Genomic DNA, 15,034 nt, shown 5'->3' on the forward strand with positions numbered 1-15,034 from the left:
AAGGTACCATCAACTCGTCAGGCTCTTGGATCTGAGCTGACTGTCTATTTGCTAAGTGATATTGATATGTCCAAGAACTCTGTGTCCAACAAACCTATGCCAAAAAACTCTACGCCAAATGACCTAGCTGAACCGTCTGATAGGCAACGCTTGCCTCATCGTGCGCCATTGTTTTCACGCTTAGGAGTATTTGTATTAACAGTAGGTATGGTATTTGCATTTTTTATCAGTCAATTGGTAGGCGTATATATTGCTGGCAAGCTGGTATTACCTGCTACAAAAAATGCATCGATAGGGGATATATTCTTTTTTGGTAGTAATGATGGGACGGTCGTGAGTATCTCGATAGTCATAGGCTGCATACTGTTGGTAGCGACCAGTATTATCGTTATTCGTCTACGAGGCGGTAAGGTGCGTCAGTACCTAACATTGAAGCCGTTTTCATTTGCGGTAGGTATGGGTATGCTGGGCGTGCTATTGATATTTATGATTGCCAGTCAAGCGCTGACCTATATACTAGATATGACACCGCTGGTTTTTGTCGATCCACTATATCAATCGGTAAGCCCAATATGGCTGTTGGTCTTAGCGATGGTAGTCGTTGCCCCAATTTACGAAGAAGTTATTTTTCGGGGCATCTTATGGTCAGCGATTGCAGAGCAGTTCACAGCGCCGTCATACTCTGTGCATCACGGCGCGATAGTAGCAAGTATCGTGACAAGTTTGATATTTGCTATTATCCATGTGCAGTACGGTATTTATGAGATCAGCACTATTGTGGTACTGGCACTGATATTTTGCTATGCCCGTATTAAGTCAGGGTCACTATTACTGCCAATCGCACTACATATCATTAATAATGGGGCAGCGATGTGGCAGTATCTCTCACAAGTATCGTAGTCAAAATTGACATTGTAATAGTGACAATATGACAGTAGTGACTAAAATCTGTAGTCTGTTAAATTGACTGCATGCCAATCTGTGCTATGCGTCAGGATTTAACAACAATACCTCATCTGCCGCTCTTTTGACATCATCGAGAGTAAGCTGAGGTTTGCCGCTTAGTGCTTGTCGCCATTTACGCGCGCCCATCAACCCCTGAAATAATCCCAAATAATGTCGCGTCATTGTTGGGAGTGCTTCGCCTTTTTCAATTTGTTCTTCTAGATATGGATATAGCCGTGCCAAGATTTCTGAGCGCTTAGGGATAGTCTCGGGTGTTGTCTCACTCCACAAGCTATTGGCCTCTGCTAATAGGTACGGGTTATGATAAAACGCTCGTCCTATCATCACGCCATCGATATGCTGCAGGTGCATTTTGATGTCTTCTATCGTGTCGATACCGCCATTGATTTCGATATCTAGCTCAGGAAAGTCTTGCTTTAAGCGGTAGACATCATCATAACGTAGCGGTGGTATCTCGCGATTTTGCTTAGGACTAAGACCTTGTAGCCATGCCGTACGTGCATGAACAATAAAACGTGTACAGCCAGCAGCAGCTACTTTCTGCACAAAATCGACCATAAACTCGTAGCTGTCAAAGTCATCAATACCAATACGGTGTTTGACTGTCACTGGAATGTCGACAGCTGCTTGCATGTGCTTGACCAAGTCGGCAACCGTTTTGGGCTCTGCCATCAGACAAGCACCTATCTTATTATGTTGTACGCGATCAGAGGGGCAGCCGACATTGATATTGACCTCGTCATAGCCATACTGCTGAGCAAATTCAGTACACTGCGTCATCTCATCGATGTCTGCACCGCCAAGCTGCAATACAAGCGGGTGCTCGAGCGTATCAAAACGTAGATGCCGTGCTCGGTTACCATGTATCAATGCACCAGTACTGATCATCTCGGTATATAGATACGTATGCGGATTGAACAGTCGTGCAAAGTAGCGATAATCTGTCGTTGTCCAGTCGATCATTGGCGCAACTGAGAGGCGTTTGTTGGTCATATCAACCATGATTATTGAGCCTTAATATTTGTGTCTTAAATAAATGGATAAGGTGCAATGGACGAGACATACCATTGCACCTTAGTTTTAAACTTTGTTCAAATCAGTGACTGATCCATTATTTATAAAATAACATGATCAATCTTTTTGAATTCGGGCAAATTATAGAAGTAAAGCCCCATAATAATACCGATAGAGCCCACAAAGGCAATATATAGCGCTGGTGAGAAGCTGATAAGCGTCGTGGCGTAACCAAGACCAAAGGGGATCAGTACACCAACGATACCGTAGGTAATATTATAACAAAAAGCGATACCTGTGAGACGTACATTGGTCGGAAATAGCTGCACTAAAATGGCAGGGACCATGCCCACGATACCGGCACAGAATCCCAAAAGTGCATACATAATCAATATATAATCGCCACCCGCCTGCAAATGATAAAAGAACGCCAACGTTTGAGCGATAAGTAGAACAGAACCAATGACCAAAATTTTACCAAAGTTCTCATGGGTCGAGATCATGCCATAAAAGACACAGCCAAGAATCATAAATACGATGCCCAAACTGTGAGAGAAGCTAAACAAATCACTGTCTAAAGTAAAGTTGATTTCTATTAAATCTGGCAGTAGTAGGACAATAACAGAGGTAATGCTAGATATCACTAGAGTCAGTACCATACTGACAAAGATAGAATGCTTGCAGCGCTTGAATAACACCGTAAATGGTCTACCCAAATTCTTACCAGTTTTTGGCTTATCTAACGCCAAGAAAAATGGGGTCTCTTTAACCAGTCGCCATACCAACAATGGTAGACAGGTTAGTAAGGCACCAACAAAAAACGGCAAACGCCAGCCATAATCAGTCAACTGTACGGTGGTCATAAAACCAGTCAGCCACAGAAAAAACGCATTAGAGAAGAGTACCCCTACCAAAAAGCTAGCGGTAATGTAGCTACAAGCCACTGACAAATACTGCCTAGGCACATGCTCCGCCACAAACACCCAAGATAACGGTACGTAAAGACCAAATGCCATGCCCTGTATGATTCTCAGCAGTATGAATAACGCAGGTGCAAGCGCGCCCCACTGCGCATAAGTAGGCAGATAGGCCATCGCAAGCAAGCTACCTGCCGTGACGATTATGCTCAGAAAAAGGGTCGGTTTTCGACCTTTGAGATCACCATAACGCCCGAACAGAATACCCCCAAGCGGACGAGCTAAGTAACCAATGACAAAAAGCCCCAGTCCTTGTAGTTTGGCGACATTGGGGTCAGTATCAACAGGAAAAAACGCAGCGGTCACGATATCTGCAATGTATAAGTAAATCAAAAAGTCAAAAAAGACGATCGCACTGATGAAGCTTACGAACATAACGGTATTTTTGTCTTTTGTAGACATCAAGGCGTATTGAGAACGAGACGGCATAATAGATCACGCATCCACAGGGTAAAGTGGCCATTAAGACGATCATCGTTTAGATAATCGGCCATGATAAAAACCGGCAAATCAAAGTATATAAACAATGATTTGCCGAAACAGTAATTTTGTGTGTGTTGTAATAAGAACTTTGATTACAGGATCTGGCTTTTACCAGAAGCGAAACTGCACATCCTGTACTTTTAAGGACTATTTAGAAAAGGATTTACATACTACAGCAGCCAGTCGATGGGTAGCCAAGACATGATAGTAAGCCAAATATGATCACCCATATCGACTCGTGGCTCTGACTCGTAAACGACCTCTTTGCCATCTTCCATCGTGTGCCACTCTAAACTACCATTGTCTAGCAGCTTGACCTCATAAGCCTGATTTAACAAATCATCACTAAGCGCACCGTGTAGCTGTCTTGCTAGCTCGTCATCATTGATAATGACACCCATCTCAGTGTTGATATTGGCCGAGCGAGGGTCAACGTTGTATGAGCCAATAAACACTTGATAATCATCAACTGCAAAGGTTTTTGCATGCAAACTGGTCGATGACTGACTACGCGCTCGCCACAGTTTATTATCGCGTTTTTCTTCACCAGCCGTTGATTTTAGCTCGTATATTTTGACACCTGAGCGAAGTAGGTTAGGACGCCATTGGCTATAACCAGAGTGAACGGCAGTGACATCAGTGGCATCAAATGAATTGGTTAAGATTTTGATATTAACGCCAGATTCAGCCAGTTTCACCAACGTATCGACACCATCTTTGGTTGGCACAAAATAAGAAGAGATAATGGTCAGCTGTTTGGTTGGGCTACCAAGTAACGTACGCAGTTGGTGAACCAAATTGGTTTCAGAGGAGACGCTTTTAGACAGTTTGCCCACATCATCACTCAAGAACTGCATGTCCGTCCAACGAAAGGGAACCTGTTTGTTGATCAGATCAGTATCAATGGTAGAGTCTTCGATAGCGGCCTTATAGACAGTCAAACTGCTGCCTTCGTTGTTTTGCTCATCGATACCGAGCTTGTCCAAAGCCTTTAAAAAGTCAGGCGTAACGTCAGTATCAAATTCGGCTAAGGTCTCAATATCAAACGCCAAAGGAGACGACCAGTAACTGCCGAAGCTATTGTCAATGTCTGCGACCACCTTTCCGATAAGCAAAACATCCAAATCTGCAAACTGACTGCTTTGGTCATTACTCAGGTATTCGTTGCCGATATTACGTCCGCCAATGATGGTGATTTGCTTGTCAAAAGTCATGCTCTTATTGTGCATACGGCGATTGATACGCGGCAACCCAGTGACGTAGTTTAAGGTCGGCATTTTACGGTGCATCAAAGGGTTGATGATGCGCACTGCGATATTAGGGTGGCTAGCAAAACGTAGCAAGTGCTGATCAAACTTTGCACTGTTATTAAAATCATCTAACAACAAACGCACGATGATACCGCGTTCAGCCGCTTCCCATAAGTCTTTTAAAAGTAACTGCCCAGCTTGGTCATTGTGCCAAATATAGTACTGTGCATCGATATTGCGCGTGGCCATACCGGTCAAGATGCTACGCGCTGCAAACGCATTTGCCCCAGTGACAATCGGATGGTAGCCTGATAAGTCAGGGTGGATCTCATTTTGGGCAGTAATGGCAGTCACCAGATCAGTAGGACTTGGCTCTGCTGTGGTTTCTGGTTCAGAGTCTGGGCTATCTGACTGTTGGTATAATGCATTGACTCGGGCAGATAACTCTTGGCTATCAGACAGGTGCGGCTGCTCAGGTAGACTCTGGCAAGCACTTAGACCCAAAGTCAGACCAAGCGTTAGACTGAGCGATAAGGTGTTTGCTTTTATACTGAACGTCGACATAACGAGTTTACCTTAGTGAGTCTAAATAATACTGTTAAATAAAATGTATGAATAAGTAATGTGCTGAAATCGTTCAGCTATTTTAGAGATGATAGCATTGATTGGATGCTCTATCATCATATCACCAAAGGCAAAACCCAAATCGCCGCTCAGCTTAGCAGCTGTTTGCATATCTGCCTATTATAAATACGTTATTTTTGTTAGATGAAGTGGCTGCTTTTACTATAAGCTAGCCGATTTATATGGCGATAACAGAGTCTGGATATGTGAGCAGTGCAGTATATGATAATAATATTTCAGGGTGCTCTGAAACCAGATGTGTAGAATAAGGCGACATGATATGATAACCCTGATGAATTTGCTTGATAATCAGAAAAATAAGCAGTCATTTTATACCAACCAAAGTAAAGCAACGGAACGTCTATGAGTCAGTCGCAAACGAAAGATGAAAGCAGTTTGAACCAAAAAGCCTCAACCAATGGGTTGGATCCAAACTGGCGCAATGATGCCTTAGATTTGGGTCTTGACTATGGTATGCAAACTATTGCTGTGCGAGCAGGTCAACACCGTACCGATGAGGGTGAGCATTCAGAGCCTATCTTTACTACCAGCTCTTATGTCTACCAATCAGCTGCTGATGCTGCTGCTCATTTTGACGGTACAAAAACCGGTAATGTCTACTCTCGTCATACCAACCCAAGTGTACGTACTTTTGAGCGTCGGTTGGCTGCATTAGAAAATGGTGAGCGTGCTGTTGCAACGGCCTCTGGTATGGGCGCGATCTTGACCATGTGTCTGGCGTATCTCAAAGCAGGCGATCATCTACTCGCAGCCAATCAACTATTTGGCTCATCTATTGGTCTATTCAACAACTATATGGCCAAGTTCGGTGTGGAAGTCAGCTATGTGGATTGTTTTGATAATGATGCATGGGCAAATGCTGTTCAACCAAACACCAAAGTCATTTATTGCGAAAGTCCCAGCAATCCGCTAGCGCAGATTTGTGACATTGGTTACTTGAGTGAGCTATGCAAAGCCAATGATATCTTACTGGTCGTTGATAACTGCTTTGCCACGCCAGCTCTACAGCGCCCACTAGATTTAGGTGCGGACGTGGTTATTCACTCGGCGACTAAGTATTTAGATGGACAAGGGCGAGTATTGGGCGGTGCGTTGGTTGGTAGTGATAAGCTGATGCAAGACGCATTTACCGTGGTGCGCTCAGGCGGTATCAGCATGAGCCCGTTTAATGCATGGGTATTTACTAAAGGACTTGAGACACTTAAATTACGTATGCAGGCGCATTGTCACAATGCCAATAAAGTCGCAGAGTTTTTGGTCAATCATCCTAATGTCAGCACCGTGCATTTCTCAGGCTTGAGCGATCATAGCGCACATGAACTTGCCACACGTCAGCATCATATGAAAGGTGGCTATGGTGCTATCATGGGTTTTGAAGTCAAAGCGTCTGATAGTAATGAGTCAAACAGCCGCGATACAAAAGAAGCAGCGTGGCATGTGATTGACTCGACCCAAATGGTCTCTATCACCAATAATTTGGGTGATGCCAAAACCACGATTACTCATCCTGCAACGACCACGCATTTCCGCCTGACTCCTGAAGCTCGTGCTGAAGCGGGGGTTAAAGATGGTCTGATTCGTCTATCAGTCGGTTTAGAAGATGTCGAAGATATCATCAAAGACTTGGCACGCGGTTTAGACAGTTTGTAAAGATAGCGGTATAATCACTGTTCACGCATGACATGAACTTTACGTGGTTCATGACTACTAATTACGATGCGCACCGTATAACATTCAAATATAAAAGATAAAGAGGCAACTATGAACATTCAAGCATTGATGCAACAAGCACAAACGATGCAAAAGAAAGTAGAAGCAAACGTTGAGTCGGCTAAAAAAGAGCTGGCTAACAAAGAAGTACAAGCCGAAGCGGGCAGTGGCTTGGTTAAAGTAACGATGACGGGTCGTCATGTGGTCAAGCGTTTGACTATTGATCCAAGTTTGCTAGAAGACGAGCCTGATATGATCGAAGATCTTATTGCGGCAGCCATCAATGATGCGGTTCGTCAAGCGGACGAGTTGTATGAAGAAACAATGGCAGGCGCGACCTCAGGTATGGGTCTACCACCAGGTATGCAAGGCATGTTCTAAGCGCTAAATATGTCGTACTGAAGTCAAAAATGGGGTTGTTATCGACATGATACGACCCCATTTTTATAGCTACGATTTATAAATCCAGTTAAATAAAGTCAACTAAAGGAAAGTCACTTTGCTTACAGCCAAATTTGATCAGCTAGTCAAGCAGCTGCGTATTTTGCCAGGTGTCGGTCAAAAAAGCGCCCAGCGAATGGCGTTACATCTGCTCAGCAAAAAACGCCCGCAGGGTATGGCACTTGCCCAAGCACTCGATGAAGCCATGCGCGATATCGTTGAGTGTCAGCGCTGTCATAGCTTTAGTGATGAAGAGGTATGTCCTCTGTGCCAAGACCCTAGGCGCGATGACAGTCTGCTATGTGTGGTTGAGACGGCGGCAGATGTGATGGCCATTGAGCAGACAGCAGGGTACCGTGGTCGTTATTTTGTACTGGGCGGGCATTTATCACCTATCGATGGTATCAGTGCTGATGATCTAAATATCGACCAACTGGTGTGGCGAGTCAAGCAAGAACCCGTAGAAGAGATTATATTGGCAACGGGCACAACCGTTGAAGGTCAGACTACTGCTCATTTTATTAGCGAAGCAGTCAATCGTCATGTGAGTAGAGTCACGCGTTTGGCACAAGGCGTGCCGATGGGCGGCGAGCTTGAGTATCTTGATAGCATGACACTTGGTCAAGCCATGCAGAATCGCTCTTTTTTATAGTATTTGATAAAGACTAAGTCTTAGCCACTTTGTTTCATGAAGTTGTTATAATTGTATTCTCCTTTAATCTTAATAAGATGCATGTTAGCGTTTTATTTTCTCTTATATATGCAGGTATCTGCCCGTGTCCAATAATGTTCCAAACGCTTCAGCCCATCCTGATCCAGATAGCATGACTACTGATGTCTCAGAGCAATCAGCTCGCACTGAAACGATACCAGCAGCGTTAGACGTTGATATACTAGACATTGACGCATTGCTGGATATTGCTGATGACGTTGCGATTACTTGGGTGCGTGAGCAGAATCAATTAGTTGAGGTTATTGACGCCTTAGCGACTTGCGGACGTGTGGCATTAGATACTGAATTTATCAAGCGTGACACTTATTATCCACGTTTGGCACTGGTACAACTCAATACTGGCGATCATGTGTATCTACTGGATGCCCCGCAATTACAGCTGGCAGAGTTATGGGAAGCACTGCGTAAAGTCGATGTGGCTATTTGGCATGCTTGCGGTGAAGATCTAGGTATTTTTTATCTGCTGTCTGGTTGTCCGCCACTGACCAATATTTTTGATACGCAAATTGCCTTGTCTTATTTAACAGGTCAATTGCAAATGGGCTACCAACAGGCGCTCGCTGACCAACTGGATATGCATATCGACAAAGAGCACAGTCAATCTGACTGGTTACAGCGTCCGTTGACAGATGAGCAAGAGCAGTATGCAATCGATGACGTGCGCTACTTGCCAGCGTTATATCTGAGTATCGAGCATGCACTAAAATCACAAGGGCTATACGAGTATGTCTGGGCTGACTGTCAGCTCTACGCCAGTGACTTATATGATGCGCAGCATGTTGAAGACGATGCGATGTATCTTACGATGGCTGACTATCGCTATACCTCACAGCAAATGGCTATCCTCAAAGGAGTGGCGACGTGGCGAGAAGAGCTGGCACGTGCGACCAATCAACCGCGTACCTTTATCATCAAGAAACAAGCGGTACGTGAGATCGTCACCGAAAAACCAAACAGCATGCGTGAGCTGTCGCACAAAACAACAATGCACCGCAGTATGCTGCGTCTGTATGGTGAAGAGCTGCTAAAAGTAATAAGAGAGGCAAAGAGCCTGCCACTCGCGGAGCATCCAGACTGCCTAGTGCCGCCATATCGCTCAAAAAACAAAGTGCTGTCCAAAGCGGTGCAACAATCGATTGATGAGCATGCACGAGAGACTGGTGTACCTGCTAGCGTACTAATGCGCAAAAAATGGTTAGGACAACTGTACGAAGTCGTCGCTCTCGATAAAGATGTCAGCCAATTGCCACAAGGGCTGAAGGGCTGGCGTAATGACTGGGTCATACAAACCTTGATACCAGTGATTGAAAAGCACAAAACTGAGTTGCGTCAAGGTATGGGTATCAATGCCCAATAACGTCTAGTAAAGCTAAGAACTGATATCAAAGATAGCGTTTAATCGTTAGCGTTTAAAGACGCCGTGCACTAAGAAATATTTGGTCTGCTCAGCGACCTCTGGGTTTACGAGCATACCAGTATGAGAGACAGGCAGGGTGATATGATCTGCTGCCGCCTCAATCTTAGTTTCCTCTATATAGACGGTTCCGTCATGTGCCAGATGCTCTTTGAGTGGCGGCTTATCTGATTTACGCAGTTTGCGATTGTGATACTTCAAAAACATTTGACCCAAACCATAAGGACGATTGCCAGCGATCACGCCAAGGGTCACATGCTGTGGTAGTGGTGCGACAGTACCATCTAAGGCATCGATGTAGGAGCGACCAACGACAGCAGGAGTCAGTCGCCAGATATAATCGGCACAAACACTGCCGACATGCGGCGTCCCTAGCGTCACACAATGGCCAATCTGCCATTTGGGGTACTGAGCGACAAAATCACGAATGATTAGACCGCCCAAGCTGTGTCCGACCAGATCTATGGGATGGTCTGGATGATGGTTTTTCTCTAACCAATGGTTTAAGCGTGCGCTATTGGTTTTGATACTATCACGCATGCTCCGGTAGCTATATTGATAGGTATCAAACCCCGAGGCTTGCAAACGTTTTGCAAGTGGGCGCATTACCCAAGCTGTCTGGTGTAAACCATGTATTAGGATGACACGCGTCTTTCGTTTAGGTGATTTGTGTTGCATAGTATTGCCCAATTAACTGCTTTGAAAAATCTAAGTTAAGTGTCTCGTTGTGGATACATTTTCCATTTTTATAAATACTACTATCAGTAATAGTACCTGTTAATCGAGTATATAAAAAGTCAGCAAAATAAAAACCTCCAAGCCAGTAGCTGGCTTGGAGGTTTTTTATACATGTAGCGTTTAAACAGTAACGATTACATATAGTTTTCGATACTTGGGCAAGAGCACATTAGGTTCTTATCACCGTACGCATCATCAACGCGTGCCACACTTGGCCAGAACTTGTTTGCACGGATGTATGGCAGCGGGAATGCAGCAGTATCACGGCTATATGGATGCGTCCACTCTTCGCTAGTAATCATAGCAGCAGTATGCGGTGCATTGACCAATGGGTTGTCTGCTAGCGTCCAGTTATCTTCGCCCGCTTTGGCTTTGATTGCTTCAGCTTTGATAGATTTTAGCGCGCTAATAAAGCGATCCAATTCTTCTTTTGACTCAGACTCTGTCGGTTCAATCATTAGCGTACCAGCGACTGGGAAGCTCATCGTTGGTGAATGGAAACCATAATCCATCAAGCGCTTAGCGATATCGCTTTCAGTGATACCAGTCTCTTCTTTTAACGGACGAATATCAATAATACATTCGTGAGCCACGCGGCCGTTTTTGCCTGCATATAGGACAGGGTAGTGGCCTTTTAGCTCGGCTGCTACGTAATTGGCGTTTAGTAATGCCAGCTCTGTCGCTTTTAGCAGACCATCACGGCCCATCATAGCAATGTACATCCATGAAATAGGCAAGATGCTCGCTGAGCCATAAGGGGCTGCCGATACTGCTGAGCAGTCTTTTTGCGCATTATGTACAGGGCTCAAGGTGTGGTTGGCCATAAATGGTGCCAAATGCGCCTTCATACCGATAGGACCCATACCTGGACCACCGCCACCATGAGGGATACAGAAGGTTTTGTGCAGGTTCATGTGCAATACATCAGCACCAACGTCTGCAGGCTGCATCATACCAACCTGAGCATTCATGTTAGCGCCATCCATATAGACCTGACCGCCGTGCTTATGAGTCAAATCACAGATATTGCGGATACCTTCTTCAAACACACCATGCGTCGATGGATAAGTGATCATTAGCGCACCTAGACGATCACTGTGCTCTTCACATTTGGCTGTCAAATCATCGATATCAACGTTGCCATTCTCATCGGTTTTGACGACGACGACTTTCATGCCCATCATCATGGCGGTCGCAGGGTTGGTACCGTGTGCTGACATTGGAATCAGGCACACATCGCGATCGGTCTCGCCGAGTGACGCGTGATAACGGCGAATAGCGAGTAGACCAGCATATTCACCAGAGGCGCCAGAGTTTGGCTGCATAGAGACGTCATCAAACCCAGTAATGGCTTTGAGCTGATCTTGCAAACTATCAATCATCGCAATATAGCCGGTGACTTGGTCACGCGGTGCAAAAGGATGCACGTTGGCGAACTCAGGCCAAGTGATTGGTAGCATCTCACTGGTGGCATTCAATTTCATAGTGCAGCTGCCCAGTGAAATCATGCTACGGTTCATCGCTAGATCTTTGTCTTCGAGCGACTTGAGATAACGCAGCATTTCATGCTCGGTATGATGCGAGTTGAATACTGGATGTGACAAGATATTATCTGTACGCAGATGCGCACTATCGAGAGAAACGCGAGCGGTTTCAGGTAGCTCGTGAGACTTACTTACAAAAAGCTGAGTCAAGATTTTAAAATCTTGCTGATCGCTGGTTTCACTAAAAGCAACGCTTAATTTGGTGTCGCTTAGACGCCATAAGTTGTAGCCCACGTTGTCTGCGTTTTTGAAGATTTGAGTAGCCAGTTTTTCTGAACCGCAATCAATCACAACGGTATCAAAGAATTGATCATGTACTACATTTAGGCTGCTGTCATTGGCTTCTTTGATAGCATCAGCGAAAGCAGTCGCAAAGGCATGAATACGCGTGGCAATGCGTTTGACGCCGCCTGGACCATGATAGACCGCGTACATACCAGCGAGATTGGCTAGTAATACCTGTGACGTACAGATGTTTGAGTTGGCTTTTTCGCGGCGGATATGCTGCTCACGTGTTTGTAGTGCCATACGCAGTGCGGTATTGCCTTGCGAGTCTTTTGATACACCAATGATACGACCAGGCGCTGAGCGTTTGGCTTTATCAGAAAATGCAAAGAAAGCGGCATGTGGACCACCAAAGCCCATTGGAATACCAAAACGCTGCGTGCTACCTAGTGCCACGTCTGCACCCATATCGGCAGGTGACTTAAGTAGCACCAAGCTCATGATGTCGCTGACGACACTCACATAGGTTTTGTTTTCTTTTACGGCCGCGATGACATCTGTTAAATCTTTAACGTCGCCTTCTACGCCAACATACTGGAATAATGCGCCAAAATAATCACCAGATTTAGCCGTTTCAAAATCACCAACAACCACGTCCCAACCGAAGTATTTCGCACGCGTATGAATCACATCTAGCGTCTGCGGATAGACACGTTCATCAACGAAATACTGTGTTGATTTACTTTTGCTTACGCGCTTTGACATGGCCATGGCTTCTGCCGCTGCGGTTGCTTCATCAAGCAATGAGGCACCAGCTAACTCAAGACCAGTCAAATCGATACATACTTGTTGGAAGTTTAGCAATGCTTCTAAGCGACCTTGAGCGATTTCAGCTTGATAAGGCGTATAAGCCGTATACCAACCTGGATTTTCAAGAACATTGCGCTGAATAACAGCAGGCATACGGACAGGCGAGTAGCCTTGACCGATATAGCTTTTATTAACAGTGATGTCGTCTGCCATCGTGCGCAGTTTGGCAAGTGCAGCATGCTCACTCATCGCCACTGGCAAATCCAACTCTTTGTGCAAGCGCACTGGCTCAGGCACTGTGTCATTGATAAAGCTTTGCATATCTTTATAACCAACAGCGCTGAGTAGGTCAGCTTGCTTGGTCTCATTTGAGCCTAAGTGGCGATAGACAAATTCAGCTTCGTTGAACAATCCTTGGAAGGTATCAAACGATGGGTTTTGAGAGATAGTCATGACAATCCTTGGTTAAGGGAGTAATAAACAAAATAGCAATTAAGGGAATAATGTGAGCGGTACGTTATACGTAATGCACAAACTGAGTCTGATCAAAGCGGAACTGAGTATTGTAAACGCCATTGTCAGCGCGTTCGCCAGCACCAATCATCATAATGATATGTTGATCGTCGCCCAAGCCTAGTAAGCGCTTCATAGCAGGCTCATCAAAGCCGCCCATGGCACAGCTATCAAACCCATGAGCGCGTAATGCTAGCATGAGGTTTTCGGCAGCAAGTGAGGTGTTATTGGTTGCCCAGTTTTTGGTGTCTTCAAACGTATAGTAAGGCGATTTTATTGGCCCTTTTACGCGTCTGACCACTTGCGTCGCGCCCCATTTGGCTGCTGAGACTACGTTGGCTGGACCGCGCAAAAAGTCCATCGTGACGACTTTGTTATAGTAGTCTTTCACTTTCTTTGGGACTGGCTGGTCAGGGTATTCGCGCAATACTTGCTGAGCGTGGTCGTGCCAAATGTCAGTACGGGCAACGATTGCAATCAAACGTGCTGATGTTTTTGCTGCGTTTTGATTCATGCAGTTTTTGATGGCACGTTTTTTATTGTCAGCATCATCGATAACATAAAACTCCCACGGCTGCAGGTTGCTAGAGTTCGGTGCTAGCATTGCCAAACGCAGACAGTCTGCCAATACGTCGTCAGGTATGGGGGTGTCAGTGAAGCGGCGTACTGAACGGCGTGACTCTACGATATCGCGAAACGCTTGTAAGTTTGGCGTATGAGTAGGCGTGGCAACGAGGTCTTTATTGTCGGTCTCTAAGGTGGCGGCGTCTGAGTTCATATTAGGATCCATGCTGGGGATTGGGTCATCTGTCCGAGTCGGTATTGGGGCACATCTATAATAGAGGTCAAACATGTGAGCAATACGAGCCAATAAGATAACGCTTGAGAGCAATAACATCGAGCGATCATGATTTGTGACGGTCTATATGATCTATGTACAGCTATTCTCATATAACAAACGCATAAAACGACTAAGCGCTTTTGATGAGACAGGGTATTGAAGTAGAGAATATAGATACCAGCTGCTGCCAGTATCTATAACGTTTAGTCGGAGCTAATAATTTGTATGAGCTAATATTTTATATGTTCTAAAGTCTTACAAGTCGCTTTCGTATTCATCAGCAGTCATCAGTGCTTCGTAGTCAGCGATATTGTCAGGCTTCATTCTAAAGAACCAACCTTCGCCATATGGGTCAGAGTTGATGATCTCTGGATCATCTTCTAGTGCTTCATTGATCGCAATAACTTCACCTGAGATAGGGGCATAAACGTCAGAAGCCGCTTTTACAGACTCTACTACTGAGATCTCGTCATCAACAGCGATGATGTCGCCTACGTCTGGTAGCTCAACGAATACCACATCACCCAATAGATCTTGAGCATGGTCAGTAATACCAACAGTGACCGTACCGTCGTCTTCTAGGCGTAGCCACTCGTGGCTCGCAATATATTTTAGCTCTGCTGGGATGTTGCTCATGGTCTCTCTCCTAAGTGATAGAGGTTAATTAACAAAAGTAATAGAGGCTAGGCGTGTCGTCATTTCCATAGTTCTGTGTAAAATGACAACGCGC

Annotated in this window: 12 protein-coding genes; 5 read left to right on the forward strand and 7 right to left on the reverse strand. The window is 45.1% G+C overall.

What is annotated here, in order from left to right; all coding sequences use genetic code 11:
- The first annotated feature begins 96 nt into the window (after positions 1–96).
- Complete coding sequence (locus AC5JP1_RS01890) at positions 97–900, forward strand: CPBP family intramembrane glutamic endopeptidase (protein WP_493844416.1); 804 nt, start codon at positions 97–99, stop codon at positions 898–900.
- Positions 901–984: 84 nt separating this feature from the next.
- Here the strand turns inward: AC5JP1_RS01890 and dusA are convergent, their stop codons facing one another.
- The 3 genes from dusA to AC5JP1_RS01905 form a co-directional block, all read right to left on the reverse strand.
- Positions 985–1,968: a tRNA dihydrouridine(20/20a) synthase DusA gene (dusA, locus tag AC5JP1_RS01895; RefSeq protein ID WP_493842896.1), complete on the reverse strand. Its 984-nt coding sequence runs from the start codon at positions 1,966–1,968 to the stop codon at positions 985–987.
- A gap of 113 nt (positions 1,969–2,081) precedes the next feature.
- Positions 2,082–3,386: an MFS transporter gene (locus AC5JP1_RS01900; protein ID WP_493842897.1), complete on the reverse strand. Its 1,305-nt coding sequence runs from the start codon at positions 3,384–3,386 to the stop codon at positions 2,082–2,084.
- 224 nt (positions 3,387–3,610) lie between these two features.
- Positions 3,611–5,254 (reverse strand): phospholipase D family protein, encoded by a 1,644-nt coding sequence (locus AC5JP1_RS01905; protein ID WP_493842898.1) that lies wholly within the window; start codon positions 5,252–5,254, stop codon positions 3,611–3,613.
- A 423-nt stretch (positions 5,255–5,677) separates the two neighbouring features.
- Between AC5JP1_RS01905 and AC5JP1_RS01910 the strand changes: the two genes are divergently transcribed.
- The 4 genes from AC5JP1_RS01910 (at position 5,678) to AC5JP1_RS01925 (ending at position 9,576) form a co-directional block, all read left to right on the forward strand.
- On the forward strand, positions 5,678–6,985 hold the full coding sequence (locus AC5JP1_RS01910) for an O-succinylhomoserine sulfhydrylase (protein WP_493842899.1): 1,308 nt from the start codon (positions 5,678–5,680) through the stop codon (positions 6,983–6,985).
- Between the two features lie 111 nt (positions 6,986–7,096).
- Positions 7,097–7,426, forward strand: a complete 330-nt coding sequence (locus AC5JP1_RS01915; RefSeq protein ID WP_319050524.1) for a YbaB/EbfC family nucleoid-associated protein — start codon at positions 7,097–7,099, stop codon at positions 7,424–7,426.
- 118 nt (positions 7,427–7,544) lie between these two features.
- Positions 7,545–8,138 (forward strand): recombination mediator RecR, encoded by a 594-nt coding sequence (gene recR / locus AC5JP1_RS01920; RefSeq protein ID WP_319050523.1) that lies wholly within the window; start codon positions 7,545–7,547, stop codon positions 8,136–8,138.
- A gap of 124 nt (positions 8,139–8,262) precedes the next feature.
- On the forward strand, positions 8,263–9,576 hold the full coding sequence (locus AC5JP1_RS01925; RefSeq protein WP_493842900.1) for a ribonuclease D: 1,314 nt from the start codon (positions 8,263–8,265) through the stop codon (positions 9,574–9,576).
- 45 nt (positions 9,577–9,621) lie between these two features.
- Here AC5JP1_RS01925 and AC5JP1_RS01930 read toward each other — a convergent pair whose 3' ends face one another.
- The 4 genes from AC5JP1_RS01930 to gcvH all read right to left on the reverse strand — a co-directional run bounded on the left by AC5JP1_RS01930 (position 9,622) and on the right by gcvH (position 14,940).
- Positions 9,622–10,311: an esterase/lipase family protein gene (locus AC5JP1_RS01930; RefSeq protein WP_493842901.1), complete on the reverse strand. Its 690-nt coding sequence runs from the start codon at positions 10,309–10,311 to the stop codon at positions 9,622–9,624.
- Positions 10,312–10,505: 194 nt separating this feature from the next.
- Positions 10,506–13,403, reverse strand: a complete 2,898-nt coding sequence (gene gcvP, locus AC5JP1_RS01935; RefSeq protein WP_493842902.1) for an aminomethyl-transferring glycine dehydrogenase — start codon at positions 13,401–13,403, stop codon at positions 10,506–10,508.
- 64 nt (positions 13,404–13,467) lie between these two features.
- Positions 13,468–14,241 (reverse strand): nitroreductase family protein, encoded by a 774-nt coding sequence (locus AC5JP1_RS01940; RefSeq protein ID WP_493842903.1) that lies wholly within the window; start codon positions 14,239–14,241, stop codon positions 13,468–13,470.
- A 318-nt stretch (positions 14,242–14,559) separates the two neighbouring features.
- Positions 14,560–14,940 carry a glycine cleavage system protein GcvH gene (gene gcvH / locus AC5JP1_RS01945; protein WP_444526966.1) on the reverse strand — a complete coding sequence of 127 codons (381 nt, stop codon included), beginning with the start codon at positions 14,938–14,940 and terminating at the stop codon, positions 14,560–14,562.
- Positions 14,941–15,034: the final 94 nt, after the last annotated feature.

Source organism: Psychrobacter sp. H29 (assembly GCF_059073055.1).

What these genes read in the sequence shown, in the direction of transcription:
- AC5JP1_RS01890 (WP_493844416.1), top strand. Translation starts at nt 97, where the DNA reads ATGCCAAAAAACTCTACGCCAAATGACCTAGCTGAACCGTCTGATAGG.
- dusA (WP_493842896.1), bottom strand. Translation starts at nt 1,968, where the DNA reads ATGGTTGATATGACCAACAAACGCCTCTCAGTTGCGCCAATGATCGAC.
- AC5JP1_RS01900 (WP_493842897.1), bottom strand. Translation starts at nt 3,386, where the DNA reads ATGCCGTCTCGTTCTCAATACGCCTTGATGTCTACAAAAGACAAAAAT.
- AC5JP1_RS01905 (WP_493842898.1), bottom strand. Translation starts at nt 5,254, where the DNA reads ATGTCGACGTTCAGTATAAAAGCAAACACCTTATCGCTCAGTCTAACG.
- AC5JP1_RS01910 (WP_493842899.1), top strand. Translation starts at nt 5,678, where the DNA reads ATGAGTCAGTCGCAAACGAAAGATGAAAGCAGTTTGAACCAAAAAGCC.
- AC5JP1_RS01915 (WP_319050524.1), top strand. Translation starts at nt 7,097, where the DNA reads ATGAACATTCAAGCATTGATGCAACAAGCACAAACGATGCAAAAGAAA.
- AC5JP1_RS01930 (WP_493842901.1), bottom strand. Translation starts at nt 10,311, where the DNA reads ATGCAACACAAATCACCTAAACGAAAGACGCGTGTCATCCTAATACAT.
- gcvP (WP_493842902.1), bottom strand. Translation starts at nt 13,403, where the DNA reads ATGACTATCTCTCAAAACCCATCGTTTGATACCTTCCAAGGATTGTTC.
- AC5JP1_RS01940 (WP_493842903.1), bottom strand. Translation starts at nt 14,241, where the DNA reads ATGAACTCAGACGCCGCCACCTTAGAGACCGACAATAAAGACCTCGTT.
- gcvH (WP_444526966.1), bottom strand. Translation starts at nt 14,940, where the DNA reads ATGAGCAACATCCCAGCAGAGCTAAAATATATTGCGAGCCACGAGTGG.